Raw genomic sequence first — 26,458 nt, forward strand, 5'->3', positions numbered from 1 at the left:
AACCCTATTTTGATAGATTTTATTATACAATAAATCTATCAAAAGGAGCTTTAAAATGGCTAAAATTTCTAAAAACGCTCAAAGAGTGGGCTCAAAAGAGCTAATAAGTCGATGGGGAGGAAAAATCATAATGAAATCAAAATTTGAAAATGGAAAAATAAAGCATTATGCAGAATGTCAAACTTCAAAAAATACAGCAAGAAAACCAAGGGATTTATTTTAACAAATAAATCCACTTACTCACAAACGCTATTTTTTTTGTATCCTATCACTAAATTTAACCCAAGCTTCATCTTGCTCTTGTTTTGTATAGTTCTTGTTTGCTGCTTGCTTAGGTGCTGTGCCTTTTTTGGGGAAAGAATTTCTAACTTGCTCTTTTATTTCTTCTCTTTGTTTTCTAATTTTTTCCAACTGTCTTTTAACTCTTTCGTTTGGATCAAAAAGACCATTCCCGCTTTTATTCAAACCAGCTCTAAAATCCAATCTGGACAAAGCCTCTTTATAGCTTTGATGCTTGCCTGTCAAAAACAAAACAATTTTTTTAAAGAAACTTAAATCTTTATAAGCAGCATTCAAAATTGAATACAAATCAAGTTTATATATTTTATATAGGGGCAAAAGTTCATTACTATTCTTAAAATATTTCGCTGCTTCAACTTTAATCAAATCTTTAAGATGAACCTGAACACTTTGTGTTTTGCAAACTCTTCTAAAATGAGAAACAATAAGGTCAAGAAACTTGACTTTATTTTTTAAGCAATACTCATTCATAATATATCTAGATACTAATCTATTGAGAACTTCTTCTAAGCCTTCTTCTGTAAAAATAGAAGAAGGATCATCTCCAAAACTAAGAATTTTAAATATATTAGCCTTCAATTCACTATTAAGAAATAGTAAAACCTTTTCATATTCTTCTAGAAAAAACTCATATGCAAAAGGTTTGTACAAATAAAAATTTTCTTTTACTTGAAATATTTTTGGCAAAATATCATGAATTTTAGATTCAAAAAAGTACATATTAGCAACTAACAAGAAATTTTCAGGATCACTTAGCCCTTCAGAATAAACTTTTAAAATACTGGAAAACTCTTCTGTATCAATTGGCCCCTTTTTAAACTCTAAAGTTTTTTCAATTGCTTTTAAAGATTCATCAATTTTAATGGCTTCTATAGTCTTAAGCTCTTCTAAGTCTTTTTCATTTTTAATAAAAAGATTAAGAAACTCCAAAAAAACAAAATAATTTTTTGAGAAAGTAATTCCTTTCTTACCAAGAACTTCATCCTTGATTTCAATTATGCCAGAGAGAATCTTGGAAATAGCACCAATAATATTCTTGCCCTCTTCTAAAGTTTTCTCATAATCAATAAGCTTTAATCCTTTTATTCTAACGAAAACATCTTTTACAACATTATTAGAAGCAATATTAAAAAATATTTTTTTAACAAACTCAATAAAATATAAAGCCCTGCTCGATGGAATTATCAATGATTTCCAAACTAATATTTCCTTCAATTGTGATTTTGTTTCAAAAAATTTATAGTTAATATTTGAATCTGAAATAGTTATAAATTCATTTTGAAAAACCAGCAAACTAGATTCTACATTCTTAACAGTAAGCAAAGAACTAAAAAGCTCTATTCCTATATAAGTTTTTAAAAATAAATCATCAATAGAATAATAATAAAAATCATAACTGGCCTCATCGGTCAAAATTATGCTGTCTGGCAAAAATTCTCCGTCGATTGCTATTTTATTAGTAACTATTCCTCTTTTAACTTCATAAAGTTTGCGAAATAAAAAATCAAGCTCCCCCTTTAAACCTCTTATTCTTACAGAATGCTCTTCTATAAAAGAAGAATAATCTATAGCTTCCTTTTTATAAGAAAGAATAGTTTTCAAAATTAATTTTTGGGTATCAGAAGATATTCCTAATTGAGAAATCAAAATATCTACTTCTTTACTACTCATATAAAAAATTTCTGGCAATTTTTTCATATTGTTCCTTATATCACATTTAAATAATAAAGCATATTACATTAAAAATATATTAACAAATCAAAATTAAGATCAAATAATCAATAAAAGTTAAATAACATTAAATTATATAAAAGATATAAAAGCAAAAAAATTAAAGAAATACCCCTGCTAAAAACCCCTTTAAATTTAACCACTAAAAATAAAACCAAAGTTATAAATACCATTATACTAAAATCTAAAAGATAAATATCTTGTAACAAGATGGGTCTGAAAAAACTACTACTAGCCAAAATAAACCCAATATTAAAAATATTGCTACCAATAATGTTGCCAAATGCAATGTCTGCTTCTTTTTTAATTATTGCAAAAAGAGATACAACAAGCTCGGGAACACTTGTTCCAAAAGCTACAACTATAATTCCAATTAACTTTTCACTAACATTAAAAACATTGTTGGCAATGTAAAGAGCTCCATCAACTAATAATTTCGATCCCAAATAAAGAAAATACATGCTAATAACAAAACTTAACGAACTAAAAAATACAAAGTTTAAACTCCGATTTAAATTGCTTGCACCTTCTTGAAAAGAATTTTCCAAGCTGGCATGCGCTTTTTCTTCTTTATAAAAAAGCAACAGATAGGATAAAAACAAAATTAAGATACTAAGTGAGCTAAAGCGATTATAAGGCGTTACAAAAAAAGAGTAAGATCTAAAATCAAATGAAAGCAGCAAAAGAAGAAACATTAATAAAAACAGAAACATAAAAGAAAGCTTAAGTCTTTTAAAATCTGCCTTAATATTCAAAAAGAATCCCGCTAAAGGCAGAGCAAGTAACATATTAATAATATTGCTACCAATAACATTAGAAACAACAATTTCGTTTTTCCCCTTAAAAGCTGCCACTAAACTTGTAAAAAGCTCTGGAGCGCTTGTTGAAAAAGACACTATTGTAACCCCTATTAAAAGTGTTGGAACTTTTAAATAAGTAGCAATGCTAACTGAACTTTTTAAAAGTAAATCACCACCAAGATACAATAAAAAAATCCCAAATCCTACGTAAAAAAATTGAATTAAATGTTCCAAACGAATCTCCTTTGCAAAAAACAACAATTAAAAAGAATCTAAATATTCTTTTAAGCTGCCTTTAATCATATAATACACATTAGATGCATTCCAAAGACTAAATCCACTACCAAAAGACTCTTTGATTCCTTTAAGTTGAAACTTTAAATATTTCAAATAAATCTCGTCATCCACCAATCTTTCTTTTCCTAATAAAAAAGCTTGAACATAAGGCCTAATGACAACCCCACCTAAAGAAAAGGCAAGCGCTCTATCACTCCCCTCTTTATAAATCCTATAAGCTCTTTTTGTATAATAAAAATTGCTTGGCAAAAAATCATCAGTATAATGTGAAGGATAAAACATAGGAGATATAACGTCAACATAATCTGATAACATTGCAATATTTTGCCCAATACTATTAGTAGGAAACCAGCCATTGTATCCATAAATATCAACTGAAATAGGTACATAAAGCTGTTCTCTTGCCATAATCAAAAAAGATTCAAGAGCATCAACGGGTTGCATTTCGCGCTTATTTATTCTTGAGATTGCAAGAGACACAGGCCCATCTGATGGAAACCTAATATAATCAAACTGTATCTCGTCAACTCCAAAAGATTGAATTTCTTTTGCAATAGAAATGTTGTACTCCCAAGTAGCCGTAGAAAAAATATCTACCCAATGCTCTACTTGCACATATTTAACAAGCCCACTAGAATCAACTTTTTTAATAAAATGAGCCCATGGTTTATTGGTTCTTTTATTCCAAAGAGCATGTTTAAAATTATCGTAATAATACAATTTTGCATCTTTAAATACAACACATCTAGCAATAACATAAATTCCAAGCTCTTTGGCTTTTTTAAGAATATAAGAAACATCAATAAAGTTTTTAACAGATTTCAACTTATTGGGCAAAGAAAGCTTACTAGAATAAGTCAAATTACCATTATCATCTTTAAAATCAATTACAACGGCATTCATGCCTGAATCTTTAATAAATTTAAATCTTTCATCAACTGCCCTCTTATTACGCAATGTATATGCTGTTAAATAAATAGACCCTTTATTTTTAGCAAGCCGCATTCTTTGTGATTTTTCAAAAAAATCTTGATCTTGCAAAAATAATTTTCCAATAAATACCCATTGCCCATTAATATAAGAATAAAAATGATTGTCATATGTTCTTACTAAAATTTTTTCTACATTCTTGCTAGATAAGTCTAAAATACGTATTATTTGCTTTTTAAAAGGAAAAGAAATTTTTTTAATAAATCCAATTTTCTGACTAATTAAAAAAATATCTCCATAAACTCCAGAAGAAAAATATAAATTATTTATCTCTTCTTTTGAAAATTCAATAGCACTAATAATGTCGTAATACCCTGCACCTAAATAAATCTGCGGAATTAAACGATTTAAATTTTTAAAACTAATAGCTCCATTAACACTAAGGTAAATGCCATGAATCGCGGTTCCAATAGCAATGCGCTTATACTCTCCTTGAGAAAAGGCACTTGATGTAATATACGCACCACTATTAAATTTGTCAATTCCCACCAATTTCCTAAAATTTTTTGAATAATCATAAGAAACATAAAGATTGTCGCTTGTGGTCAAAAATGAACTTGAAGAATAAATATCTTCATAAATAGAGGTAATTCGACTAGGAACAAGCTTTTGAAAAGGATAAATCCACCTAAAATTTATCCCACTCACTTTAACTTTGGTTATTTTCCCATTAACATTTTTACTTAAAAATCCTTTATGAACAAAAAATAAACTATATTTTTTAAAAAATTCTTCATCAGTTAATGGATATATACTAAAAACTTTAAAAACAAAAAAGAAGAAAATAACTATCCAATAGATAAAAATTTTCATATACATTAATACATGATACTTGCAAATCAAAAAATATTAAATAATAGTGATTTTTATTTGAACAATTGAATCACAATTAAATTCAAAAATACTTAAATTTCATAACAACCTTGCTCCTAAAAATCTTAAGCCCTACCATAAAGCCTTGTAATAAAACTTATATTTTGACTCAAAGCAGTATCTAAATCACTTTCTAATAATCTAAAAATACAATTATCTAAAGTACTTTTAGGGATATTTCCCCTAAATTCATCTCCTAAATTAATATAATCTTGCATTGGCACTATTACGTTATCAGAAACACTACCCATAGCACTTCTTATCATGTCCCAAACAACAAAATTTTCATTTGTATTTAAATAATCAAAAATGTACTTTTTATGCAAATCATCTAAAGAGTCAACAAATTTTCGTATTGTGTCATTATCATTAATTCCTGTGTAAACTATACAATTTTTAATATAATTATGAGGAAGATTCTGATTGCCTGAATCAAAATCAAAGGCAAGCTTCATTATTTTCATTCCTGGAAAATTAAAAAAATCTCTTAATTTTGAAACATCTTCAAGATCATTTTCAAAATCTTCAACCCAAATTTTTAAATCTTTAATTTCATTTAAAATAAAATTGAAAAAATCTCTCCCTGGTGACTTTATCCACAACCCATTAAAAGCATAAGTCTCACCCGCACTAACTTCCCAAGTAGAAACAAAACCTCTGAAATGATCAATTTTAATTATATCTACATACTTTCTTAAACCCCCAATCCTTTTTGCCCACCATTCATACTTAAATTTCTTTAAAACATTCCAGCTATAAGCTGCACTATCCCAAGCTTGCTCTTGTTCTAAAAAATAATCTGGGGAAATTCCTGCAACCTTATCTTTGCTTGCATCAAATCTTAGCTTAAAATATTTTTGGTGTGCCCAAACATCAGCGGAATCATACGCCATAAAAAAAGGCACATTCATAACTAGCTCAATCCCTTTATCATTTGCATAGCGCTTTAAAGCTTGAAACTGTGAAAAAAAGAAATACTGCAACACCTCTTGTGCTTTAATCTCTTTTGAAAGGATATTTCTCAATTTAAATAAATCTTTTTCATTTCTTTTAAGAATTCCTCTATCAAAAAGAACATTAAAAGCATTCTTTGATTCTTTTAAAAAATATTCTTTAAATGCAACAAAACTTGCAAAATCTAAAAGCCAATAAGAAGACTTTTTTTTAAATTTTTCAAAGCTTCTAACCTCATCAACCGAAGCTCTATTAATAAAATTTAAAGCAGCTTCTTTAAGAAATTTATCTTTAAAACTTAATTTTTTTAAATCAGAATACCTAGTTTCATTTTCCTTTAAAAGGCTCAAATCTGAATCTATAAATTTGTCAAGGGCTTCTAAATCAATATAATAAACATTGCCAGCAAAAGCCGAAAAAATTGAATAAGGGGGAGATCTTGTAAAATCAATAGGAGAATAAGCAAACATTTGCCAATAACTTTGAGAAGATGCAAACAAAAAATCTATAAATTTATAAGCTCCTTTGCCTAAATCTCCAATACCATATTTAGATGGTAAAGAGCTTATGTTAAGCAAAATACCACTTTTTCTTTTCAAGTTTAAATTAATCCTTATTTTTTTATATTTCATATAAAACCTCTATTAATTAATAATTTAAATAAATTCCCACTGTGTTATAAATTATAATAAATATCAACTCAGAACAACATATCAAATAGCAATTTTAATAAAAATTTAGAAATTAAATACTTTTATGATAAAATCTATTAATGAATAACAAAGCGACTACGTCATTGTTGCTATTATTTTTAGTTCAAAGCTTAGCTTTTTCTTCTGAAATCTTTGAATTTAAGTACGTTAAAGGCTCAAAATTTAGATTAGAAGGCACAGATAATCAAAAAATGTATTTCAACGGCCACTATAATTCAAGCTCTACAACCAATATTCAGATTTCAAGTGAAATAAAAGACACAAAAGAAAAATTTTCAAACATTAAAGCTTTTTTTAGAATCTTAAAAAGAGAAAATATTAATGAACCTTATCTATTAAACGAAGAGTTTGAAGAAACTTTCAGCATAAATAAGCAAGGAGAATATATAATAGGAGCAAATCAAAAAAGGCCCTCTGTTAGAGGCATTCCAAGATTTCCAAAAACACCAATCAAAATAAATGAAAAATGGACATATCCTGCAGAAGAATATATAGAAGCGTCAAAAATAGACAAAAGTATAAAAGATTTCATTGTAAAATTTAATGTTAACTACGAATATAAGGGTAAAGAAGAATACAATGGCAAACATTACCACATAATTCTTTCGAATTATGAATCACAATACAATGTAAAAAACATCTCTTTCTATCAAAAAGTAGACCAAAAAATTTATTTTGATAATGAAATTGGAAATACATACAAATACAGCGATAAATATATATTTGAAATAAATCAAAACAACAACCAACATTTTAAAATGATTGGAAACTCTCTTGGCAGAGTAGTTTCAATTGAACTTCCAAATGATAATCTTATTGAAACTGAAGTTGAAAATTACATCCGAGAAAAAAAAATAAAAGCTATTGACATTGAAAAAAACAATAAAGGAATTAATTTAAGCTTCGATATTGAATTTTATCCTAACTCATTCCAAATACTACAAAAAGAATATGAAAAAATTGACCTTATAGCCAAACTTCTTGAAAAATTTAAAAAAAATAACATACTAATAGAAGGACATACCGAACAATTTGGACTAGAAGAAGAAATGCGCGAGCTCTCTGAAAAAAGAGCTCGTGCAATTGGAAATTATTTAATAAAAATGAAAGTAAAAGATAAAAATCAAATACTATTTAAAGGATGGGGATCTAAAAAACCAAAATATCCTAAATCTTCCCCACTAAAGGCTAAAAATAGGCGAGTAGAAATTACAATATTAAATAATTAGCAAGGTGTATCATCTTTTGCTCTTTTTTTCTTTTTTTGTCTGGCAACTAATACATAAAAAAGCATAAGGAATAGCTAAAAGTCTCTCCCTAGCAATCTCTTTTTCACAAGCCAAACACTTACCATAAGAATTTTGAGAAATTCTATAAAGAGCTTGATTTATTAAATTTAACTTTCTCTTTTCAACAAAACCCAACGCTTCAAGATTATTTCCATCCATATTATCAAAAGCAATATCGACAACATCCTTTGGATACATGTCATTATTAATTATTTCCTTTTTGCTATTTTCTACAGACTTAATAGAATCTAATATCTCTCTTTTTTCGGCTGAGAGAAATTTTTTTATCTCTTCAATAAACTCATGCTCAGAAATAGCTTTTTGCATGATACCTCCCTATAAATTACATTTTTAAAAAACTTCGTGTAATTATATACACAATTTCTTATAATGTAAACAAAAAATAATGCTTTTATTCTTAAAAAGAATAATTGAAATGATATGTTTAATCATGTAAAATTTATCCTATTAGAGAAAATTATGGAGGTTGCCTTGAATATTAAAGAAGAAGCCATTGAAACTGAAGGAATTGTAAAAGAATCCCTTCCAAATACCATGTTTAGGGTAGAGCTTAAAAACAAGCACATTGTACTTGCCCATCTATCTGGCAAAATGCGAAAACATTTCATAAAAATAGTTCCCGGTGATAAAGTAAAAGTTGAACTATCTCCTTATGATCTTACAAAAGGTAGAATAGTATACAGGGAAAAATAAAATTAAACCCTTTTAAAAATTTTCAAGCGTTTTAAATATTATTTATTTTTTAAATCAAATCATCTTTTAAGGACACGACAAAATTCTTGCGAATCCAGCCTTGAAGCCCATAACTTGTTTCAATAAGAACAAAATCGTCTTTGCTGTCAAGAATATAAACACTTGCATTTCCTTTTAAAAATCTCCAACTCCTTGAAAAATTGTCAGGAACTTTATAAAGAGAAACTAAATCCCCTTTAATTATTCCTACCTCGGATTGTTGTTCAGAATAAAAATAATATGTTTCAAATATAGTAAAACAAGTCGCAGAAAAAAGCAAAAATATAACTATTTTTTTCAAATTTTTTGCCAAAAATCTATAAGAAATAGACACAATTAAAAAATTAATCAAAAATAAGCTAATAATAAAAAAAATATTAGAAAAAATAAAACTATTGTTACGAACATTATCTGTAACTCCATTTTTAGTTTCAATCAAATCAATAACTTTGTAAGAAGCTTCATTATTTGGAGCAGCCAAAAATGCCTTATAAGCTGAATAAATAGCATCAAAATCTCTATCCATTTTACTTAAAACAAGGGCTCTATTTAACCAAAGGCCTGAATAATTTGGATATTTTTTAAGAATATTATCAATCTTGATAAGCGCAGCATCATAATTTTTAGTATTATAGCTTTCAATCAAATCATTTATATTTTTTTCTGACAATAAACCATCATTTACAGCATTCAAACTAATACCAACAGCCAATATTAAAATAACCAGTCCAAAACTTGATGCTGCAAAAAACTTTTTATAGTTAATTAAAATAACTAAAGATAATAAAAATCCTGGAATCAAAAGTAAATAATAGTATGAAACAAAAAATAAAAAAGTTTTATTTTTGTAATTCAAAATATCGACATAAGATAATAGTTTAAACTCAGAATCTACATTATTTTGTATTTTGTTTATATTATTAAACTCTCCTGAATATTCGTACTTCAATTTTTTCCCTTTAAGAGTATAAACTGCACCATTATCGGGATTTAAATAATTAAAATCACCAATATTTAAAAATACACTACCTTTAGTATCAGGTTTAACTGTATAAATTTGAGAAATACTACCCTCGTATCCACTTTTAGAAGGCTTAAAATTATAATTTTTCTTTTTATTAAGAATTTTAGAATTATAAGTTTCAATCTCTGGAAAGTAAAAATGTGGGAAATTCCCTTGACCTGTAATTTTTATTAAAATAGTAAATATATCTTGCTTAATTGTCGAATAATTCGGAGTCTCATAATCAATTCTAAAAGTTCCTACCGCTAAAGATTTAACTTCTCCAGGAATCGGTTTGACTTTTAATAAAAGCTCAGGAGTATTTCTAACAAGGCCAGAATCAATATTAAAAGAAAAACTAGGAATCAAAACATTTTTTGAACCCTTAAGAGGAGTTAGCACAAAGTTATAAAAAGGTACATCTAAAATTTCTTTATTATGAAAAGTCCTATATTTAATATCCCCAAATATAGGCATCTTTTCAACCATTGCATCCTTAATAGCAGGCAAAAATCCAGACATTTCATTAGAATTGCTATCTGAAAGCCAATTTGAGCGCAAAACAAGCCCAATACTTTGATATTCATAAACCTCTTTTTTGTCAAGATCCCAATATAAATCAACCGGCAACCCAAAAGAATTTATTTCATCCGCTCTTAGCACACTAACTTCAACTTCTGAAGATAGATAAAAATCACCCTTATAAATTACTTTTAATGGGGGAATCTTAATAAATCCCAAACTCTCAAAAAGATATTCAACTTTGATCTCAATAAAAGAAAAGTTATTATCTGTTGTTCTAGATATTGATAAAACATTGGAATTGGATTGAACTTCTTTGTTTATTTCAACTTTTAGCAAACTTATGTCAATATCTTGCAAAGGATTATTAAGCCTTACAATCTGAATAAATTTATCGCCCTTTAAAACTTTAATATTTTTAACAAAATCAATACCCGTAAGCGAATAAAGTCTTGCGATTGAAAAAAAATAAATAAAAAATATTACCAATCTTCTTTTGGAACAACTAAATTCTCGTCTATTTTTCTCAACCATACAACCCTCTCAAGATTTTCAATATACCTTAAAAAATTTTCATTACTTTCAACAAAATTTTTACTTTTTTCTACACTTAAAGAATTTAAACTATCACGCACCGTTCGTTTTTTTATTATTGCAAGCTCAAGATTATATTTAGCATTATAACTGCCAGGATTAATCTTTAAAGCTTCCTTAAAGGCCACTTCGGCCTTATGATAAAGTCCTTGATTATAGTATATTATTCCCTCGTTATAATTGACATTAAAATTTAAAAAAACATCATCAGTCTTCTTTGCATAAGAGAATATTCTAAGAGAACTTTCATACTCACCTAAAGAATAATATACAACGCCAAGATTGTAATATCCCCAAGCAGAATATTTTTTATCATCTACAAGATTATAATAATTTGAAATTGCATTTTGATAATTTCCTCTAACATATTCATAATTGCCAATAGCCATTAAAGACATGGACTTGACATTTGAACAAGACAAAAAACCCAAACACAAAAAGTAAGAATATAAAACCGCTAAAAAGTTTCGTCCCACTTTATCATCCTGACAAATAAATACATAAAAATAAACAACAATGAAATAACCAAAAAAATTTTATATCTTGAGACATCAACAAGTATAATGTCGTTTGACGTTCTTCTTATTATACCATTTCTTATATCATTGATAACAAAGTTAATCCCTTTTAAATACAAGTTATAATATGATCCCTTAAGAGAAGAGGCAAGAAGAAGTAAATTTTCTTCATTTAATCCGGTTTTAACAAGATTTCCATTTTTATCTTTAATGCTTAAATTTTGATTAAATAAAACGGGATTACTCCCACCAATCCCAACCACAAAACTTTCCAACTTTAAATTATTGACAAATTTAGAAAACCTATAATAATTATTTTCCCCCCAATCATCTCCATCTGTTAAAATAACTAAAAAATTATAATAAGAGTCATCCTGCACATTGGAGACTACACTAAAAACAGCATCTCCTAAAAAACTACCAGGAGAGCTTATTAAATCAGGATCTATATAATTTAACATCTTGTTTAAACTATTTTTATCCTTAGAAAAAGGTAAAGCCAATATAGATTTGCCTTTAAAAATAGTAAGAGAATATTCTGCATTCTCAAAATTACTTAAAATCAAACTAATCATATTTTTAGCGCTCTCAAGCCTATTAATAATTCTACCTTCATCTACACTTAACATACTACGAGAAATATCAAAAATAAAAGAAATTCTCAATTTACTTCTCTCATCCTCAACAGCTTTTTGTCCCCAAGAAATATCCAAAATGGATAAAATTAAAAAAATCAAGCTAAAAATAAAAAACATTGACATGAGAACTTTTTTAATGTAGTAATTTTGAATATAGGAATTATCCCCATACATAAAGCTTAAGGTTTTAAAAAACGGAATATTTCGTCTAAAATCAAGCACACATACAAAAAAAATAAACAATAAAATTAAAAAAAAGTATAAAGCATTATAATTATTTATACTCATAGTATCTCTTTTAAGAAAATTTTTGAAAAAATAAAATAAATAAGTAATAAGCAAAGCGCTAAAACTAAAAATTCTTTATAAATATCTTTATTGTCCACAGCTATTTTGATTTTTCTCTCTAAACTCTCTTTTTTTGAGAAATCTTGAATTGCAAATTGAAAAGAAAAATCATCATTAACCGAATAAAAAAGTCCCCCCGTTTTATTTGAAATCTCAACAAGCATACTAGGATCATAAACCTCTTTAAGACTTCCTTGATAAAATTTTCCAGATCTTAATTTAAAATCAACACTAAATTCCTCAGAACTTCCAATGCCAATAGAATAAATCTTAACATTTAAACCTTGAGCAAGATTGATCACTTGATCTTTATAAATCTCATCTGAATTAACAACCCCATCTGTTAAAACCACTATTGATCTTTTAAGAGCCTCAGAATGCTTTAAATGAGAAAGTGCAATAGAAATGCCTAATCCTAAAGCAGAGCCATTGCCAAGATCCATAATATAAATATCATCTAACTTTCTATTAAAAAACTCCCTATCTGTTGTTATAGGCACTACTATTGAAGCATCTTTTGCAAAAGCTACCAAACCAATATTATCATTTTCGCGTTGAGAAATAAAACTTCTAATCAATTCTTTTGAAAACTCAAGTCTATTCTTAGAAGAAAACTCAACAGCCCCCATACTAGGCGATATGTCAAGAACAATAACAATGTCAGCACCAGCACTAAGATGTATCAATTTCTTTTTTGAAACTGAAGGACCTGCTAAAGCAAACACCATAACCATTGCAGCTAAATATAAAAAAGAATAAGTAAAAAAATACATAAAATTTAATCTATAGTTCTTAAGTTTTAAAGAGTTAAAATTGCCATAAAGCGATATTGGAAACTTTATCTTGCCCCCTCTATTTTTAAAAAAATGATTAAAATAAATTATTAAAGGAAAAATGACTAATAAAAACAAATATAAAGGCTCATTAAATGTTAACATTAGCACCTCTATTAAATTCTTCAAAATTCGATGCTGCGGTTCTTAAATCCTCTAAAACAAACGACAAGCTATCAAATACTAAATCAACACCACTAAATTTACTAAAATCAGAAAGTCTTAACGTATTAATAAAAATCGAACGAATCTCATAAGGAACCTTAAGATCTTGCAAAATTACAGAAATTTCTGTTGTAGTAATCGCATTAAAATCAAAACCGGTTTTCTTAGATAAATAAACTCTTAAAGAAGAATTTATTAAATTATAAAATGCACTCTGATCTCCACCTTCTCTAACATATTTAGATAAAATAACAAACTGCCTCTGCAGTACTTTGTAAGGCTTTTTAAGTCCGTGCTTAACTATCAAGTAAATCAAAAGCCGATTTAAAAGCTTTAAAAGCTTAATAATCAAATAAGGAACAAAAAACAAAACAAGAATGAATAAAAACAAATAGGTGCTTGTCCCAGGAATAAATAAAACGCCTTCTATATTTTTAATTTTAAAATCAGAATTATTAGATACTAGTTTATCTGTATTAATTTTTATATTCTTTAAAATAACCTTGTTTTTCTTTCCACTACTAATGACATCCCCAATATAAATAGAAGGAAGAGAGCTGCTTCCAATATAAAAAGAAACAAAATTAACTATTATCTCATTTGTTGTGTCATTAAAACTAATCGAATTTACTTCAACAAATTCATCTTTAATATTAATATCTTTAAAATCTACAGGAAGAAACTCTTCCCCATCATTTAAAATTAATGAAACTTTAAAATCAACAGAATCGCCCACATAATAACGAGTTGGCATAAATATTTCATTTTTTATTTCATAAGAATACAAAGATAAGGTTAAAAAAAGAAAAAGATTTGAAACAACTCTCTTCAAAATCTATTGTCCCTTTTTAAGAAGAATTTTAAGTTTTTTAAAAACATCTTCTTTAGTATCAATCTCAATAAAACTAATATTTTTTTTAATACATTCTTTTTTCCATTTTATTTTATCAAGCGTCCAATAGTTTTTATAACCACTTAATGTTGATTTGCTAAACCCTGAAACTAAAAAATTTTCTCCAGTTTCAATATCTTCACAAATTAAAGTCCCAATTTTAGGAAAATTTTCATCAAAAAAATCTGAAATTCTTATAGCAATAACATTGTGTCTCTTGCTTAAAACATTTAAAGATTTAAAATAAGCATTCGCCTTAAAATCAGAAATAATTATAACTAAAGATCTTTTTTTATAATATTCTGCTGTATTCTTAAAAATATAAGCCAAGCTGCTACCCGGCTTAAGATTTCTATTAACCGTTTCACTTAATATCAATCCTAAGTGCGAATGACCCTTGCTAGAGGGTATAAACTTGTCTGTTCCACTTGAAAAAAAAGTAACTCCTATTTTATCATTATTAAAAAATGCCATATGTGCAAAAATAGAAACCAACAAATCTTGAACGTCCTTTTTATTTACCTTGTCTCCCAGGCTCATGGAAAGTGAATTATCAACAAGAAGATGAAGATTCATTCCCCTATCTTCTTTGAAAACCTTTGAAAAAATGCTATCGGCTTTTGAGCTCACATTCCAATCAATAAATCTAGCATCATCAGAATCCTCATACGGTCTAAATTCATGAAATTCAAGGCCAAGACCTTTAAAAATTGAACGATAACCACCAAAATTAAGCTCTGAAAGCATTTTCCTTGAAAAGAACTTTAAAGCTTTTATTCTAGTTTTAGTACTACTACTTATCTCATTATCTTGTATCATTTCAAAATTATTTCCTAAGGAAGCGCTACAGCAGAAAGAAGCATTCTAATAATATCATCAATGCTCATTTCCTCTACCTCTGCCTCATAAGATGGTGTAATTCTGTGTCTTAATACGCTGTAAGCAACGGCTTTGACATCTTCTGGTAGAACAAATATTCGCCCCTCATAAAGAGCATTAACACGAGCACACTTTAACAAACTAAGAGAAGCCCTAGGAGATGCGCCAAATTCAATATATTTGGCAAACGGATAAGTTTTCTTATCTCTCTCTCGAGATGCCGAGATTAATGTAACAATATAAAGCATTATTTTATCATCAACTTTTACTCTACCAACCGTTCTCTTAATATCAGCCAAAGAATAAGCATTCATCACCTTTGCAACTTTAATATTCTCAAGACGCCCATCTACTGAAAATATTTTCAAAAGCCTTACTTCATCTTGCACTGATGGATAATGAACATTAACTTTTAATAAAAATCTATCAAGTTGGGATTCTGGCAAATTATAAGTCCCCTCTTGCTCTATTGGATTTTGAGTAGCAAGAACAAAAAACGGATCTGGGAGTCTGTGGGTTTCGTCTCCAAGAGTGACTTGTCTTTCTCCCATGGCCTCAAGAAGAGCGGACTGAACTTTTGCAGGAGCCCTATTGATTTCATCTGCTAAAATAACATTTGAAAATACTGGACCTTTTCTAACCTTAAAAGTGCCTGTAGCACTTTTATAAACCATATTACCAGTAAGGTCGGATGGCAAAAGATCTGGGGTAAACTGTATGCGCTTAAATTCAAGATCAAGAACATCAGATACGGTTTGAATTGCAAGAGTCTTGGCAAGCCCTGGAACCCCTTCAAGCAAAACATGCCCATCTGTTAAAAGACCCATTAAAATAGCATCTATCATTTCTTTTTGACCAAGAACTCTGCTTGCAACTTCTCTTCTAAATTTATTTATCAAATGTAACGCATTCTCTACTTCTGAATCTATCTGAAAACTACTCTTCATAATACTCCTAGTCAAAACCACTCTAAAATATAAATTGAACTAAAACGATAATAATATTATCTGTAAAGCAAAACCAAATTTCTGTCTACTCTTAATTTTGAATTTAAAGACTTTACTTCTATTTTACTAAATAAATCTTTAATCTGATTGACCTCAAGGTTAATTCTATCAAATTTACCTTTATATGCCATAATCAATCCCCCACTCTTTAAAAGATTCTTTAAAATTAATGCATATTCATTCATACTTCTAAAAGCTCTAATTGTAATAAATTCATACTTCTTTTTTTCTTTTTCAATTTCATATTCTAAAATTTTTACATTTTCTAAATCAAGTTCTAATTTTATCATTTTCAAAAAAGTAGATTTTTTCTTACTTCTTTCTAAAAGATAATATTTTCTAGAAGTGTCAAAAATAGACAAAACAATACCCGGAAATCCAGCACCGCTTCCAACGTCAAGAATTTCAGAAGGATTAATCTCTTTAACAGTAGACAATCCCAAAAGAGAATCTATAACATGTAAATTAAGAATGGAGCTAAAATTGCTATTACTATTTGAAATTAAATTGAATCTTGTATTTAAAAGCAAAATTCTCTTTATATATAAATTTATTTTCTCAAGATCTTTGTAAGCAAACTGAAAATTATGTTCTGACAAAGCAAATTCAATATCACTTATCATAAAGAAAAATTTATAACTACCTTATTTTTAGGATTTGAAAAATATATTAACAAAACAGTAATATCTGTACTTCTTATTCCAGGGATTCGACTTGCTTGAGCAAGAGTGGCCGGTTGAACCTTGGAAAATTTTTCTCTGGCTTCTCTTGAAAGACCTTCAATAATCTCATAATTAAAATCAAATGGTAGTTTGACAAACTCTAAATTATCAAGTTTTTTAATCAAATCTTTTTGTCTATTAATATAACCTTCATATTTAACATCTAATTCAACCTGTTCTAAAATTACTTTTGAATCATTTAAACTTGGATCAATTTTTATAAGATTATCCAAACTAATAGAAGGATCTTTTAAAATATGGTAAAAATCTTTACTAACATGTTTTTTTAATTGTTCATCAACAACATCTTTTAAACTAAGACGCCTTTGCTTTAAAAGCTCCTTTATCTCTTCAACTCTTCTCTCTTTGAAAAGATATCTTGAATATCTCTCCTCATCAACAAGCCCAAGATCATATCCAATCTTAATCAAACGCTTGTCGCTAGTATCGTGCCTTAAATTAAGCCTGTGCTCAGCTCTAGAAGTAAACATTCTGTAAGGCTCTTTAGTGCCCTTGGTAACAAGGTCATCAATAAGAACTCCAATATAAGAGCTGGTTCTTGTTAAAATCATTGGCTTTTTATTTTGAAGTTTAAGAGCAGCATTAATTCCAGCCATTAACCCTTGAGCTGCTGCTTCTTCATATCCTGAAGAACCATTGGTCTGACCTGCTATAAAAAGTCCTTTGACTCTTTTACTCTCAAGATTTGGGTAAAGTTCAATTGGATTTATATAATCATACTCAACAGCATAACCAGGCCTTGTAATAACAGCATGCTCAAGACCTTCAATGCTGTTAATCAATTTTTGCTGAACATCTTCAGGCAAAGAAGAGCTAAGCCCATTAAGATACATTTCTTCGGTATTAAACCCTTCAGGTTCAATAAAAATTTGATGTCTATCTTTATCTTTAAATTTTACTATTTTATCCTCAATAGAAGGACAATATCTTGGACCATTGCCTACAATCTCACCAGAATAAAGGGGCGACAGGTGCATATTCTCGCTAATTATTTCGTGAGTTTTTTTATTGGTATAAGTTACATAACATGAAAGTTGAGATTTGTCTAACTTGCCATTTGAAAAAGAAAAGGGAATAATGTCCGAATCTCCAAATTGAACCTCAGTCTTTGAAAAATCTACACTTTTTTTATGAATTCTTGCTGGAGTACCAGTTTTAAGCCTGCCCATTTCAAATCCAAGACTTAGCAAAGTTTTATCAAGCCCATAAGCAGAAAATTCGGCAAGTCTGCCCATATTAGCTCTATACTCACCAATAAATATTTTACCTCGAAGAAACGTCCCTGTTGTAAGCACCACAACGCTTGATCTAAACTTATTGCCTCTCTCTGTAACAACACCTTCAATTTCATTTCTCATAGAATTAAGAAGAAAATCAACAACTGTATCTTGGAAAAGATCAAGATTGTCTTGACGTTCTAAAGTTTCTTTAGCCTTGGTTTGGTACATTAATTTATCAGCTTGAGCACGCGGAGCTTGAACTGCAGGACCACGACTTTTGTTTAAAACTCTAAACTGAATCATGCTAAAGTCAATAATACGGCCCATTTCACCACCAAGAGCATCAATTTCTCTAACCATATTGCCCTTAGCAAGCCCACCAATAGCAGGATTACAAGAAAGCTTGCCTATTGTGTCTAAATTTTGAGTAATCATTAAAGTTTTAAAATTTAATCTTGAAAGGGCAAGAGCGGCTTCAATCCCTGCATGCCCCCCTCCAATAACAATTGCGTCAAAGTCCATATTTATTTCCCCAAACAAAAATTCTTAAACATATTGTCAAGAACATCTTCACTGCTAACTTCTCCTGTTATTTCCCCTAAACAGTTGATAATCTCATAAGCATCAAATGCTAACATATCATAACTTACTTGGCGATCAATTTTACTCAGTAAATCTAAAATCAAAGCATACGCTTTCTCTAAAAGTTGCATCTGACGACTTGATGATATTATTATATCATCAAGACCAATCTCCACCCTCTCGTAAGAGATTAAAGCTTTTATTTTGTCATAAAGGATATCTATTCCTTCTAAATTTTTAGTACTAATCATTATTAAATTTGAAGAATTTAAAACCTTTGAGCGAACAAATTCTTCGGTGGATTTATTTATCTTTAAATCTATCTTATTTAAAACGAACAATATTTTACTATTAGATTTATTTGAATCAATAAATAAAAAATCATCTCTTGTTAAATTTGAACTAACATCGATCACATAAATCACTAAAGATGCTTCCTTTATTAAAGAATTACTTTTTTCAATTCCTAATCTCTCAACAAAATCATTAGCATCTCTGAGTCCTGCTGTATCAAAAAGATTAAATAAAATACCATCAAGCTCAAAACTTGCTTCAATATAATCTCTTGTAGTACCTGGATATGAAGAGACAATCGATCTATCTTTTTTGAGAAACAAATTAAATAACGAAGACTTTCCAGCATTAACAGAGCCTGCTAAAACCAAAGTAACACCGCGATCAATTTTTTCATAAACCTTATAAGAGTTAATTAATTTTTTAAGTTCGGCTTTGCTACTTAAAATTAAATCAAAAGGAATGCTAATTTCATGATCATCAACCTCATAATCAAGATAAACACTAACAGCCGATAAAAAATTTAAAATACATTTTTTTATTGTATCTATTTTAACAAACAAAGCTCCAGAAAGCTTATTAACTGCAAGAGAATAAGTTTTATTGGTCTTGGCAAAAATAATCTCATGGATTGCTTCTGCCTTTGTAAGATCAATTTTCTTAGCAAGAAATGCACGCAAAGTAAATTCACCAGGTTCAGCCATTCTAAACCCACTTTTTAAAAACAAATCTATAATCTTTTTAATCCCAATCACAGAACCATGCGCCATAACTTCAATAGCATCTTGCCCTGTAAAGCTCTTTGGTGCTCGATACAAACAAACAACAACTTCATCTACTTTGCAATCATTTTCATTATCTAATATATATCCGTAATGAATCGTATTCCCAGATGCCGAATTGAGAGCTGAAGGATTTGAAAAGATTTTAGAAAATTTAGATATAGAAGAAGCACCGCTGCTACGAATAACACATAAAGCACTACTTAAAAAAGGAGTTGCAAGAGCTACAATATCATCATCTCTCTCAAAAAACTTACTCATACTTTAATGTATTATAACACAATAAAAAAGACAAAATTGATTTGTAAATATGTTTATAATAGCTTATAATTAATTTTATAAAAATGAAAACAAAACTTGAAATTGAACTAAAAGAAGTTTTAAAAAAAGAACTTCTCTTGGTAGAAGAAATATATAATTCATACTTAAAAATAAAAGAAAATATCGATAATAAAAATGAAATAGAGCTTAAAGAGGTCTCAAACAAAACAAAAATATTACTTGAAAGTTTTAAAGAAATTGAAAGCAAAAGAGACGAAATTTGGAAAAAATTTACCAAAAATGAAAACTTTAAGTCAACTTACGAAGCTATAGAAAAATTAACTACAATTTACAAACAAGAAATATACGACTATCTGCACAAATTGAAAATTGGAATACTGAATATCAAAAATTTAAACTACATAATACAAAACTATGTAAATACATCACTTGACATGTTAGCAATAATATTTCAAGATATCCAAGAAAGCGTAGAAAATGTAACTTACAAAAACCCTTACGGGCCAAAACTTGGACGCTCAAACGAAGCTTCCGTTTTAATAAATAAAAAACTTTAAAGGAGTTTAGAGTGGATTCAACATTTTCAGGAATAGAAATTGGCAAAAGAAGTTTATTTGCACATAAAGATGCTATGAATACAGTTGGACACAATCTATCCAATGCTACAAAGCCTGGATATTCAAGACAAAGAGTAATAATGAAAACCGAAATTCCTCTTTATGCTCCACAATTAAACAGAGCCAAAAAGCAAGGACAATTGGGCCAGGGAATCGTGGTTCAGTCTATAGACAGAGTAAAAGATGAACTACTTAACACAAGAATCATTGAAGAATCACACCGACTAGGATACTGGGATTCACAAGACAAGTTTATATCAATGCTAGAAGATGTTTATAACGAGCCTGAGGATCAATCAATAAGAAAAAGATTAAATGATTTTTGGGAAAGTTGGCACGATCTAGCAAATCAACCACAAGGCCTAGCAGAAAGAAAAATAATTCTAGAAAGAGGCAAATCTTTTTGCGAGGGAATAAGAAATAGATTCCATTCGCTTGAAAGAATTTACATAATGGCAAACGATGAAATAAAAATTACAACAGATGAAGCAAACAATTACATTAGAAACATTGCAAATCTTAATAAACAAATTTCAAAATCCCAAGCAATGAAAGACAATCCAAATGACTTAATGGATGCAAGAGACTTAATGGTTGAAAAATTAGGCAATATAATAAATGTGTCAATTGAAAACAAACAAGATCCGAATGAATTTTTAATCCACTCAGAAGGAAGACACCTCGTACAAGGTTCAATTGCAAATGAATTTAAACTAGAAGCTACAAACGGGCCCACCAGGACTAGATGGAATATTTTATGGGAAAATAATGACAAAGCTTACCTTAAAACAGGAAAGTTGGGCTCTTTGCTTAACATAAGAGATGAAGAGATTAAAAATGAAATTGGTGAACTAAATAATATGGCTGCCAACATTATAGAGATTGTTAATGAAATACATGAAGCAGGACACGGAATGGACAAAAAAAATGGAAGAAGCTTTTTTTCTCAAGAACTAAAACTAACTGATGATCGAGGCAGATATGATACTAACGGAAATGGCCAATTTGATTCCGTTCATATTTTCAAAATTAATAGCACAAACGAAATATTCCCAGAAGAAAAATTGGGATTTTATGGAACTCTTAAATTTGAGGCTACAAATAGCAATGAAATTGTAGAAATACCCTACAATGCTCCAGATACAGTTCAAGATGTAATAAATAGAATAAACAATTCCAACGCACAAGTTACAGCAAGAATTAACTCAGAAGGCAAGCTTGAAATCAAAGCGGTTAAAGAACAAGAAGATGAGAACATAACATTTAAAATCAAACACATAGAAGATTCTGGATTATTCCTAACAAAATATACAGGAATATTAAATGCATCTGGACCTGAGGGAGCTTATGATTATAAAAATATTGATACAACAGACAAATTGGCACCCAAATCAACTTATTCAATCTCACCTCTAAAAAATCCTGCAGCATGGATAAAAGTTGCAGACATAATAGACTCAGATCCATCAAAAATAGCATCAGGAATTAAAAATCCAACAAATGAAATATCTATTGGAGATAACCAAGCAGCATTGAGAATCTCCTCTTTTGGAAATTCTCAAGTTATGATTGGAAAAAATTTAACACTAAATGATTACTTTGCAAATACAGCATCAAATATAGCAATAAAAGGCCAAGTTTCAGAAATCACAAAAGAAAGTCAATCTCAAATATTAAAAGATTTAACAGATCTAAGAATGTCTATTTCTGGGGTAAACAAAGATGAAGAACTTGCAAACATGATCGAATTTCAACAAGCATTCATTGCAGCAAGTAAATTTATCACTGTTTCTGTTGAACTAATAGACACAGTAATAAATAAAATGGGAGTATAAGAATGATAAATAGAGTAAGTCATCCATTAACATATGAAAATTTTAAAACCTCTACAGCAGAGCAAGAGTCTAAAATTACAAAAATTTTAGAAAACTTATACAAAGGCGGTAAAAGGATTGTAAAACTAAGAAACGATCCAACAGGTGTTACTCACGCAATAAGGCTAGATAATGACATATTTAAGCTTAATGTATACATAAAAAATATTAATACTTCTAAGGGCAACCTAAGGTATACAGAAGGATATTTACAATCTCTTACAAATATTTTAACACGGGCTAAAGAAATTGCAATTCAGGGCGCAAGCGGAACTTATGAGGCAGATGACAAAAAAATGATATCAAAAGAAGTAAATGCTTTGCTTGAAGATGTCGTTGCAATAGCAAACGCTAAGGGGCCTGATGGATACAGCATATTTTCAGGGACCAAAATTGACAGCGAAGCGTTTAAAGTAACTAGAGAGAATAAAATAAGCAAAACAAGCAAAGACGGTGCAGGCCCTCAAATAATTAAAGTAGAATACAACGGCAACCAAGCTGAAAAAAAAACAGAAGTATACAATGATATTCATATGTCAAATAATTATCCTGGAAATGTAATATTTTTCTTACAAAACCAAAATATTATCTCATCAATAAACACTAATGGATTTGCCGTAAAAGAAAATACAAAAATTTATATTGACAATGTTGAGATAGGACTAACAGCAGGAGATACTGCACTTGACATTGTTGCAAAAATTAATGAATCTTCAGCACCTGTTGAAGCAAGTATTGATCCGGTTTTAAACTCATTGTCTATTAAAACTACAACTCCACACCAAATTTGGATAACAGAAGAAAAAGACTCAAATGTTTTACAAACACTTGGAATACTTACTAAAAACAATGATACCAAACTGCCTCCTTACAACCTTTCTAGCAACACAGAGGTTAGAAGTAGGTATATTTTCGATGCGCTTATTGAACTTAGAGACACACTTTACAATAACAAAGAAGAGCTTGTTGGAAGCAGAAGCCTAGCAGAAATTGACGAAAGCTTAAAAAGACTACTTATATCCGTTGCGGATCTTGGAGCAAAAGAAAATAGACTTGATAGAAGCTACGAAAGAATAAGTAAAGAGGCTGCAGATATGAAAGAAGATATGGTTCAATACACAGATCTTGATGTAACAAAAGCAATAACTAATTTAAATATGGCAAGCTTAGCTTATCAAGTATCTATAGGAATCTCTGCTAAAATAATGCAAACAACTTTATTAGATTTTATAAAATAGAATGATAGATGAAAAAAGTATAGAATTTGATTTTCCCGAAGGAATACTTGGGTTTGAAAACATTAAAAAATTTATAATAAAAGACTCTAAGTATAAGCCTTTTTCTATTATGCAATCCATCAATAAAGACGTAAGTTTTTTGGTAACATCTCCTTTTAATTTTTTAAGCGAATACTTACCAAATATCCAGAAAAAAGATTGGTCGGACATTAAAGCAAAAGCAGAAGATGAAAAAGTTATACTATGCATAATTAATATGCATGTCAATGATTATAAGGACATTACAGCTAATCTAAAAGCACCAATCATAATAAACAAAAAAAAATTACTTGGAAAACAAGCTATATGCACAAATGAAAATTACTCACTACACCATAAAGTTTTCAAGGAATAAAGATGCTGGTATTGTCAAGAAAAGTAAATGAAAGTATTAAAATAAACTCTGACATTGAAGTTTTAATATTAGAGATAAAAAAGGATACTGTTAAGATAGCAATTAAGGCCCCTGAAAACATTAAAATATTTAGATCTGAAATTTATGAATTCATTATAGAAGAAAATAAAAAATCACTACTAAAAGATAAACACAATATAAGCAAAATTAAAAGCCTATTCAATCATTATTTCAAGAATGAAAATTAATCTCTGCATCACTTTGTCTTATGTAAAGAGGTCCTGACAAAATATCATCACTTTTGTGATTTTTTAAATATTTAGCTATCCCAAGTTCTGTCAAAATTTTTCCAAACGAACTTAAATTTTCAATGATTTTAAATTTATAATTGGATTCTTTGGAAACATTCTCAAGATTGTTTCCAATAAGCACTGAATTTGGATCAATCTGATTAAAATATTCAAACAAATCTTTCTTAGAAAAACACAAAATCTTCCCCATCAATTCGCAATTTTTATAATGCCCAAGAAAATATTTACCTGCAGTAAAAGTTAATACAATTACACTGGGACTGTTTTTAACTAAATTTGCAAAAACATCTAATGTAGAAATATTAACAAAAGGAACAGAAAGACCTAAAGCAAGACCTTTGACAAAGCTTAAACTAATTCTAAGGCCAGTAAAAGAACCAGGACCACAAGAATTTATAATTAATTCAATTTGATTAAGATCTATATTATTCTTAATTATAAAATCATTGAAAATTTTTGGAACACTAAAATTAAAATTTGATTTAAGTTCAACCAATGAAAAATTCTTATTATTAATTCTAAAATAAACTATTAATGCTTTATATGAATATTCAAATGCAAGCGTATTAATCATTAAATTCTACAACCCTGCCTGAACCGACTATTTTAAAAGTTAAAGAAAATAATCTGTCTTTTGGAACAATGCTCAAAGCAATTTGTGGCCATTCAATAGCAATAATTGAGTCAATATCCATAAGTATTTCCAATCCCCCAATAAGCTCAAATTCTTCTAAAGAAAACACCCGATATAAATCAATATGATAAAATTTAAAATCTATAAAATCATAAACATTAACAATGTTATAAGTTGGACTTGTAAAATAAGAAATTCCAAGATTAAGCGCAAGTCCCTTTAAAAAACTAGTTTTTCCAGATCCCATATCACCACTTAAAACGAATATTTTACCAATTGGTAAAGGATAAAAAAAAGATTTGGAAAAATTTATCATTTTTTTTTCTGATTTAAATTCTAAAATCAAGGAAGTTTACCTTTAAACTCCAAATCAATTACATGCCTTTTAATTGCAACCATTAGCTTTAAAACAGGATAATTTAAAAAATCTATAAAATCAATAGTGACGTGCTTTTCTCCTAAGGGTGTAGCCTCGATTACAAACTTGACTTTTTTGATTTCCAAGATGTCATTATACTTATAAATAACATCAGCAAAATATACATTTCTATAGTATATAAAGCTCTCTTGCTTTTCAATATTATTAAGAGAAATAAGCTGCACAATAATAATCCTTAAAATAAATTAAACTCCCAAAAAGCCAACATAAGAACATTTTTATTTAGCGCTATTTTTCAAGGCGGAATTTTTATTCTTAACCTCTGAATTGCTTTTGGCTATCATTGACTAAAAATCTTCAAATTCCTAAATTTTATGAGATGTCGCAAAAAAATAACTCTAATTCTTAAAATTAAACCTCCCAGGAGTTTTGATTTTTCATCTTCTTATTTCTAAAACAATTTTTTTAAAAGCTTCAACATCTTCAATCGCCAAATTAGACAAAATTTTTCTATTAATTTTTATATTAGACTTTAATAAACCCTCAATAAATCTTGAATAACTAACCCCAGTATCACTTAAAGCAGCCGAAATTCTTGAAATCCACAAGCGTCTAAAATCTCTTTTTCTAACCTTTCTATCTCTTGTGGCATACATCATACCCTTTCTCAAGGTATCCTTAGCTTTCTTATAATTGCTCTTTTTTGTACCCCAAAACCCTTTTGTTTTTTTTAAAATTCTCTTACGCCTTGCAACGTGAACTGTGCCGTTTTTAGCCCTAGCCATATCTATCTCCTAAAATTATTTTAACCATAAGGTAATAAAGTTTTAATTCTTTTAGCTTCAAAACAAGAAAGATTGCCTGATTTTCTTAAATTTCTCTTGCGCTTAGAAGATTTTTTTGTCAAAATATGCCTTAAATTTTGTTTTTTATACTTAACTTTACCATTTACAGTAAAAGAATACCTTTTCTTAGCACTTTTGCGTGTTTTCATTTTATTTGCCATTTC

Annotated in this window: 28 protein-coding genes; 8 read left to right on the forward strand and 20 right to left on the reverse strand. The window is 28.8% G+C overall.

What is annotated here, in order from left to right; all coding sequences use genetic code 11:
- Positions 1–55: 55 nt before the first annotated feature.
- Positions 56–223 carry a hypothetical protein gene (locus QIA22_RS01350; protein ID WP_002657037.1) on the forward strand — a complete coding sequence of 56 codons (168 nt, stop codon included), beginning with the start codon at positions 56–58 and terminating at the stop codon, positions 221–223.
- A gap of 26 nt (positions 224–249) precedes the next feature.
- Here the strand turns inward: QIA22_RS01350 and QIA22_RS01355 are convergent, their stop codons facing one another.
- From QIA22_RS01355 to malQ, 4 genes are all read right to left on the reverse strand, one after another.
- On the reverse strand, positions 250–1,998 hold the full coding sequence (locus QIA22_RS01355) for a hypothetical protein (protein ID WP_301611399.1): 1,749 nt from the start codon (positions 1,996–1,998) through the stop codon (positions 250–252).
- 80 nt (positions 1,999–2,078) lie between these two features.
- Positions 2,079–3,065, reverse strand: a complete 987-nt coding sequence (locus tag QIA22_RS01360; protein ID WP_301611400.1) for a calcium/sodium antiporter — start codon at positions 3,063–3,065, stop codon at positions 2,079–2,081.
- Between the two features lie 27 nt (positions 3,066–3,092).
- Positions 3,093–4,937, reverse strand: a complete 1,845-nt coding sequence (locus QIA22_RS01365; RefSeq protein ID WP_301611401.1) for a putative glycoside hydrolase — start codon at positions 4,935–4,937, stop codon at positions 3,093–3,095.
- A gap of 119 nt (positions 4,938–5,056) precedes the next feature.
- The gene (gene malQ, locus QIA22_RS01370; protein WP_301611402.1) at positions 5,057–6,577 is read right to left on the reverse strand and encodes a 4-alpha-glucanotransferase; all 1,521 of its coding nucleotides are present in this window, start codon (positions 6,575–6,577) and stop codon (positions 5,057–5,059) included.
- A gap of 140 nt (positions 6,578–6,717) precedes the next feature.
- On the opposite strand from malQ, the gene QIA22_RS01375 reads away from it, so the two are divergent.
- A complete protein-coding gene (locus QIA22_RS01375) occupies positions 6,718–7,887 on the forward strand; it encodes an OmpA family protein (protein WP_301611403.1) in 1,170 nt (389 codons plus the stop codon).
- A 9-nt stretch (positions 7,888–7,896) separates the two neighbouring features.
- On the opposite strand, the gene QIA22_RS01380 is transcribed toward QIA22_RS01375, so the two are convergent.
- Complete coding sequence (locus QIA22_RS01380) at positions 7,897–8,274, reverse strand: TraR/DksA family transcriptional regulator (RefSeq protein ID WP_014023422.1); 378 nt, start codon at positions 8,272–8,274, stop codon at positions 7,897–7,899.
- Positions 8,275–8,439: 165 nt separating this feature from the next.
- Here QIA22_RS01380 and infA point away from each other — a divergent pair, with 165 nt between their 5' ends.
- Positions 8,440–8,661, forward strand: coding sequence for a translation initiation factor IF-1 (gene infA, locus QIA22_RS01385; RefSeq protein ID WP_002556767.1), 222 nt, complete (start codon positions 8,440–8,442; stop codon positions 8,659–8,661).
- A 49-nt stretch (positions 8,662–8,710) separates the two neighbouring features.
- Here the strand turns inward: infA and QIA22_RS01390 are convergent, their stop codons facing one another.
- From QIA22_RS01390 to mnmE, 10 genes are read right to left on the reverse strand one after another with little or no spacing between them, the layout of a single operon-like run.
- Positions 8,711–10,714: an SH3 domain-containing protein gene (locus QIA22_RS01390; protein ID WP_301612197.1), complete on the reverse strand. Its 2,004-nt coding sequence runs from the start codon at positions 10,712–10,714 to the stop codon at positions 8,711–8,713.
- The gene (locus tag QIA22_RS01395) at positions 10,708–11,295 is read right to left on the reverse strand and encodes a tetratricopeptide repeat protein (protein WP_301341352.1); all 588 of its coding nucleotides are present in this window, start codon (positions 11,293–11,295) and stop codon (positions 10,708–10,710) included. The genes QIA22_RS01390 and QIA22_RS01395 overlap by 7 nt, the downstream gene beginning before the upstream one ends.
- Positions 11,277–12,263, reverse strand: coding sequence for a vWA domain-containing protein (locus tag QIA22_RS01400; protein WP_301611404.1), 987 nt, complete (start codon positions 12,261–12,263; stop codon positions 11,277–11,279). The genes QIA22_RS01395 and QIA22_RS01400 overlap by 19 nt, the downstream gene beginning before the upstream one ends.
- Positions 12,260–13,261 (reverse strand): vWA domain-containing protein, encoded by a 1,002-nt coding sequence (locus QIA22_RS01405; protein ID WP_301611405.1) that lies wholly within the window; start codon positions 13,259–13,261, stop codon positions 12,260–12,262. Before QIA22_RS01405 ends, QIA22_RS01400 begins: the two co-directional genes overlap by 4 nt.
- Entirely contained in the window at positions 13,248–14,153 is a 906-nt protein-coding gene (locus tag QIA22_RS01410) for a hypothetical protein (protein WP_301611406.1), read from the reverse strand. The genes QIA22_RS01405 and QIA22_RS01410 overlap by 14 nt, the downstream gene beginning before the upstream one ends.
- Positions 14,154–14,156: 3 nt before the next feature.
- Positions 14,157–15,032: a DUF58 domain-containing protein gene (locus QIA22_RS01415; RefSeq protein WP_301611407.1), complete on the reverse strand. Its 876-nt coding sequence runs from the start codon at positions 15,030–15,032 to the stop codon at positions 14,157–14,159.
- A 14-nt stretch (positions 15,033–15,046) separates the two neighbouring features.
- Complete coding sequence (locus QIA22_RS01420; RefSeq protein ID WP_301611408.1) at positions 15,047–16,039, reverse strand: AAA family ATPase; 993 nt, start codon at positions 16,037–16,039, stop codon at positions 15,047–15,049.
- 56 nt (positions 16,040–16,095) lie between these two features.
- Complete coding sequence (gene rsmG / locus QIA22_RS01425; RefSeq protein ID WP_301611409.1) at positions 16,096–16,722, reverse strand: 16S rRNA (guanine(527)-N(7))-methyltransferase RsmG; 627 nt, start codon at positions 16,720–16,722, stop codon at positions 16,096–16,098.
- A complete protein-coding gene (gene mnmG / locus QIA22_RS01430; protein ID WP_301611410.1) occupies positions 16,719–18,584 on the reverse strand; it encodes a tRNA uridine-5-carboxymethylaminomethyl(34) synthesis enzyme MnmG in 1,866 nt (621 codons plus the stop codon). Before mnmG ends, rsmG begins: the two co-directional genes overlap by 4 nt.
- A gap of 2 nt (positions 18,585–18,586) precedes the next feature.
- Positions 18,587–19,981, reverse strand: coding sequence for a tRNA uridine-5-carboxymethylaminomethyl(34) synthesis GTPase MnmE (mnmE, locus tag QIA22_RS01435; RefSeq protein ID WP_301611411.1), 1,395 nt, complete (start codon positions 19,979–19,981; stop codon positions 18,587–18,589).
- An 83-nt stretch (positions 19,982–20,064) separates the two neighbouring features.
- Between mnmE and QIA22_RS01440 the strand changes: the two genes are divergently transcribed.
- The 5 genes from QIA22_RS01440 to csrA are packed head-to-tail and all read left to right on the forward strand — an operon-like array spanning position 20,065 to position 24,373.
- Positions 20,065–20,559: a flagellar protein FlbF gene (locus tag QIA22_RS01440; RefSeq protein ID WP_301611412.1), complete on the forward strand. Its 495-nt coding sequence runs from the start codon at positions 20,065–20,067 to the stop codon at positions 20,557–20,559.
- An 11-nt stretch (positions 20,560–20,570) separates the two neighbouring features.
- A complete protein-coding gene (flgK, locus tag QIA22_RS01445) occupies positions 20,571–22,454 on the forward strand; it encodes a flagellar hook-associated protein FlgK (protein WP_301611413.1) in 1,884 nt (627 codons plus the stop codon).
- 2 nt (positions 22,455–22,456) lie between these two features.
- Entirely contained in the window at positions 22,457–23,731 is a 1,275-nt protein-coding gene (locus QIA22_RS01450; protein WP_301611414.1) for a flagellar hook-associated protein 3, read from the forward strand.
- A gap of 1 nt (position 23,732) precedes the next feature.
- On the forward strand, positions 23,733–24,125 hold the full coding sequence (fliW, locus tag QIA22_RS01455; protein ID WP_301611415.1) for a flagellar assembly protein FliW: 393 nt from the start codon (positions 23,733–23,735) through the stop codon (positions 24,123–24,125).
- 2 nt (positions 24,126–24,127) lie between these two features.
- Positions 24,128–24,373, forward strand: coding sequence for a carbon storage regulator CsrA (csrA, locus tag QIA22_RS01460; protein ID WP_014023437.1), 246 nt, complete (start codon positions 24,128–24,130; stop codon positions 24,371–24,373).
- On the opposite strand, the gene tsaB is transcribed toward csrA, so the two are convergent.
- The 5 genes from tsaB to rpmI form a co-directional block, all read right to left on the reverse strand.
- The gene (gene tsaB, locus QIA22_RS01465; RefSeq protein WP_301611416.1) at positions 24,357–25,010 is read right to left on the reverse strand and encodes a tRNA (adenosine(37)-N6)-threonylcarbamoyltransferase complex dimerization subunit type 1 TsaB; all 654 of its coding nucleotides are present in this window, start codon (positions 25,008–25,010) and stop codon (positions 24,357–24,359) included. The genes csrA and tsaB overlap by 17 nt on opposite strands.
- The gene (gene tsaE, locus QIA22_RS01470; protein ID WP_301611417.1) at positions 25,003–25,416 is read right to left on the reverse strand and encodes a tRNA (adenosine(37)-N6)-threonylcarbamoyltransferase complex ATPase subunit type 1 TsaE; all 414 of its coding nucleotides are present in this window, start codon (positions 25,414–25,416) and stop codon (positions 25,003–25,005) included. Before tsaE ends, tsaB begins: the two co-directional genes overlap by 8 nt.
- Entirely contained in the window at positions 25,413–25,673 is a 261-nt protein-coding gene (locus tag QIA22_RS01475; RefSeq protein ID WP_301611418.1) for a hypothetical protein, read from the reverse strand. Before QIA22_RS01475 ends, tsaE begins: the two co-directional genes overlap by 4 nt.
- 213 nt (positions 25,674–25,886) lie before the next feature.
- Positions 25,887–26,234, reverse strand: a complete 348-nt coding sequence (gene rplT, locus QIA22_RS01480) for a 50S ribosomal protein L20 (RefSeq protein ID WP_301611419.1) — start codon at positions 26,232–26,234, stop codon at positions 25,887–25,889.
- A gap of 20 nt (positions 26,235–26,254) precedes the next feature.
- Positions 26,255–26,455: a 50S ribosomal protein L35 gene (gene rpmI / locus QIA22_RS01485; RefSeq protein WP_184124917.1), complete on the reverse strand. Its 201-nt coding sequence runs from the start codon at positions 26,453–26,455 to the stop codon at positions 26,255–26,257.
- Positions 26,456–26,458: the final 3 nt, after the last annotated feature.

The organism is Borreliella kurtenbachii (assembly GCF_030437945.2).
In the GTDB taxonomy this organism is placed as follows: Bacteria; Spirochaetota; Spirochaetia; order Borreliales; family Borreliaceae; genus Borreliella; species Borreliella carolinensis.

What these genes read in the sequence shown, in the direction of transcription:
- QIA22_RS01450 (WP_301611414.1), top strand. Translation starts at nt 22,457, where the DNA reads ATGATAAATAGAGTAAGTCATCCATTAACATATGAAAATTTTAAAACC.
- rplT (WP_301611419.1), bottom strand. Translation starts at nt 26,234, where the DNA reads ATGGCTAGGGCTAAAAACGGCACAGTTCACGTTGCAAGGCGTAAGAGA.
- QIA22_RS01355 (WP_301611399.1), bottom strand. Translation starts at nt 1,998, where the DNA reads ATGAAAAAATTGCCAGAAATTTTTTATATGAGTAGTAAAGAAGTAGAT.
- QIA22_RS01420 (WP_301611408.1), bottom strand. Translation starts at nt 16,039, where the DNA reads ATGAAGAGTAGTTTTCAGATAGATTCAGAAGTAGAGAATGCGTTACAT.
- mnmE (WP_301611411.1), bottom strand. Translation starts at nt 19,981, where the DNA reads ATGAGTAAGTTTTTTGAGAGAGATGATGATATTGTAGCTCTTGCAACT.
- tsaB (WP_301611416.1), bottom strand. Translation starts at nt 25,010, where the DNA reads ATGATTAATACGCTTGCATTTGAATATTCATATAAAGCATTAATAGTT.
- QIA22_RS01440 (WP_301611412.1), top strand. Translation starts at nt 20,065, where the DNA reads ATGAAAACAAAACTTGAAATTGAACTAAAAGAAGTTTTAAAAAAAGAA.
- fliW (WP_301611415.1), top strand. Translation starts at nt 23,733, where the DNA reads ATGATAGATGAAAAAAGTATAGAATTTGATTTTCCCGAAGGAATACTT.
- QIA22_RS01380 (WP_014023422.1), bottom strand. Translation starts at nt 8,274, where the DNA reads ATGCAAAAAGCTATTTCTGAGCATGAGTTTATTGAAGAGATAAAAAAA.
- QIA22_RS01350 (WP_002657037.1), top strand. Translation starts at nt 56, where the DNA reads ATGGCTAAAATTTCTAAAAACGCTCAAAGAGTGGGCTCAAAAGAGCTA.
- QIA22_RS01415 (WP_301611407.1), bottom strand. Translation starts at nt 15,032, where the DNA reads ATGATACAAGATAATGAGATAAGTAGTAGTACTAAAACTAGAATAAAA.
- QIA22_RS01375 (WP_301611403.1), top strand. Translation starts at nt 6,718, where the DNA reads ATGAATAACAAAGCGACTACGTCATTGTTGCTATTATTTTTAGTTCAA.
- malQ (WP_301611402.1), bottom strand. Translation starts at nt 6,577, where the DNA reads ATGAAATATAAAAAAATAAGGATTAATTTAAACTTGAAAAGAAAAAGT.
- mnmG (WP_301611410.1), bottom strand. Translation starts at nt 18,584, where the DNA reads ATGGACTTTGACGCAATTGTTATTGGAGGGGGGCATGCAGGGATTGAA.
- rpmI (WP_184124917.1), bottom strand. Translation starts at nt 26,455, where the DNA reads ATGGCAAATAAAATGAAAACACGCAAAAGTGCTAAGAAAAGGTATTCT.
- QIA22_RS01405 (WP_301611405.1), bottom strand. Translation starts at nt 13,261, where the DNA reads ATGTTAACATTTAATGAGCCTTTATATTTGTTTTTATTAGTCATTTTT.
- QIA22_RS01400 (WP_301611404.1), bottom strand. Translation starts at nt 12,263, where the DNA reads ATGAGTATAAATAATTATAATGCTTTATACTTTTTTTTAATTTTATTG.
- rsmG (WP_301611409.1), bottom strand. Translation starts at nt 16,722, where the DNA reads ATGATAAGTGATATTGAATTTGCTTTGTCAGAACATAATTTTCAGTTT.
- csrA (WP_014023437.1), top strand. Translation starts at nt 24,128, where the DNA reads ATGCTGGTATTGTCAAGAAAAGTAAATGAAAGTATTAAAATAAACTCT.
- QIA22_RS01365 (WP_301611401.1), bottom strand. Translation starts at nt 4,937, where the DNA reads ATGTATATGAAAATTTTTATCTATTGGATAGTTATTTTCTTCTTTTTT.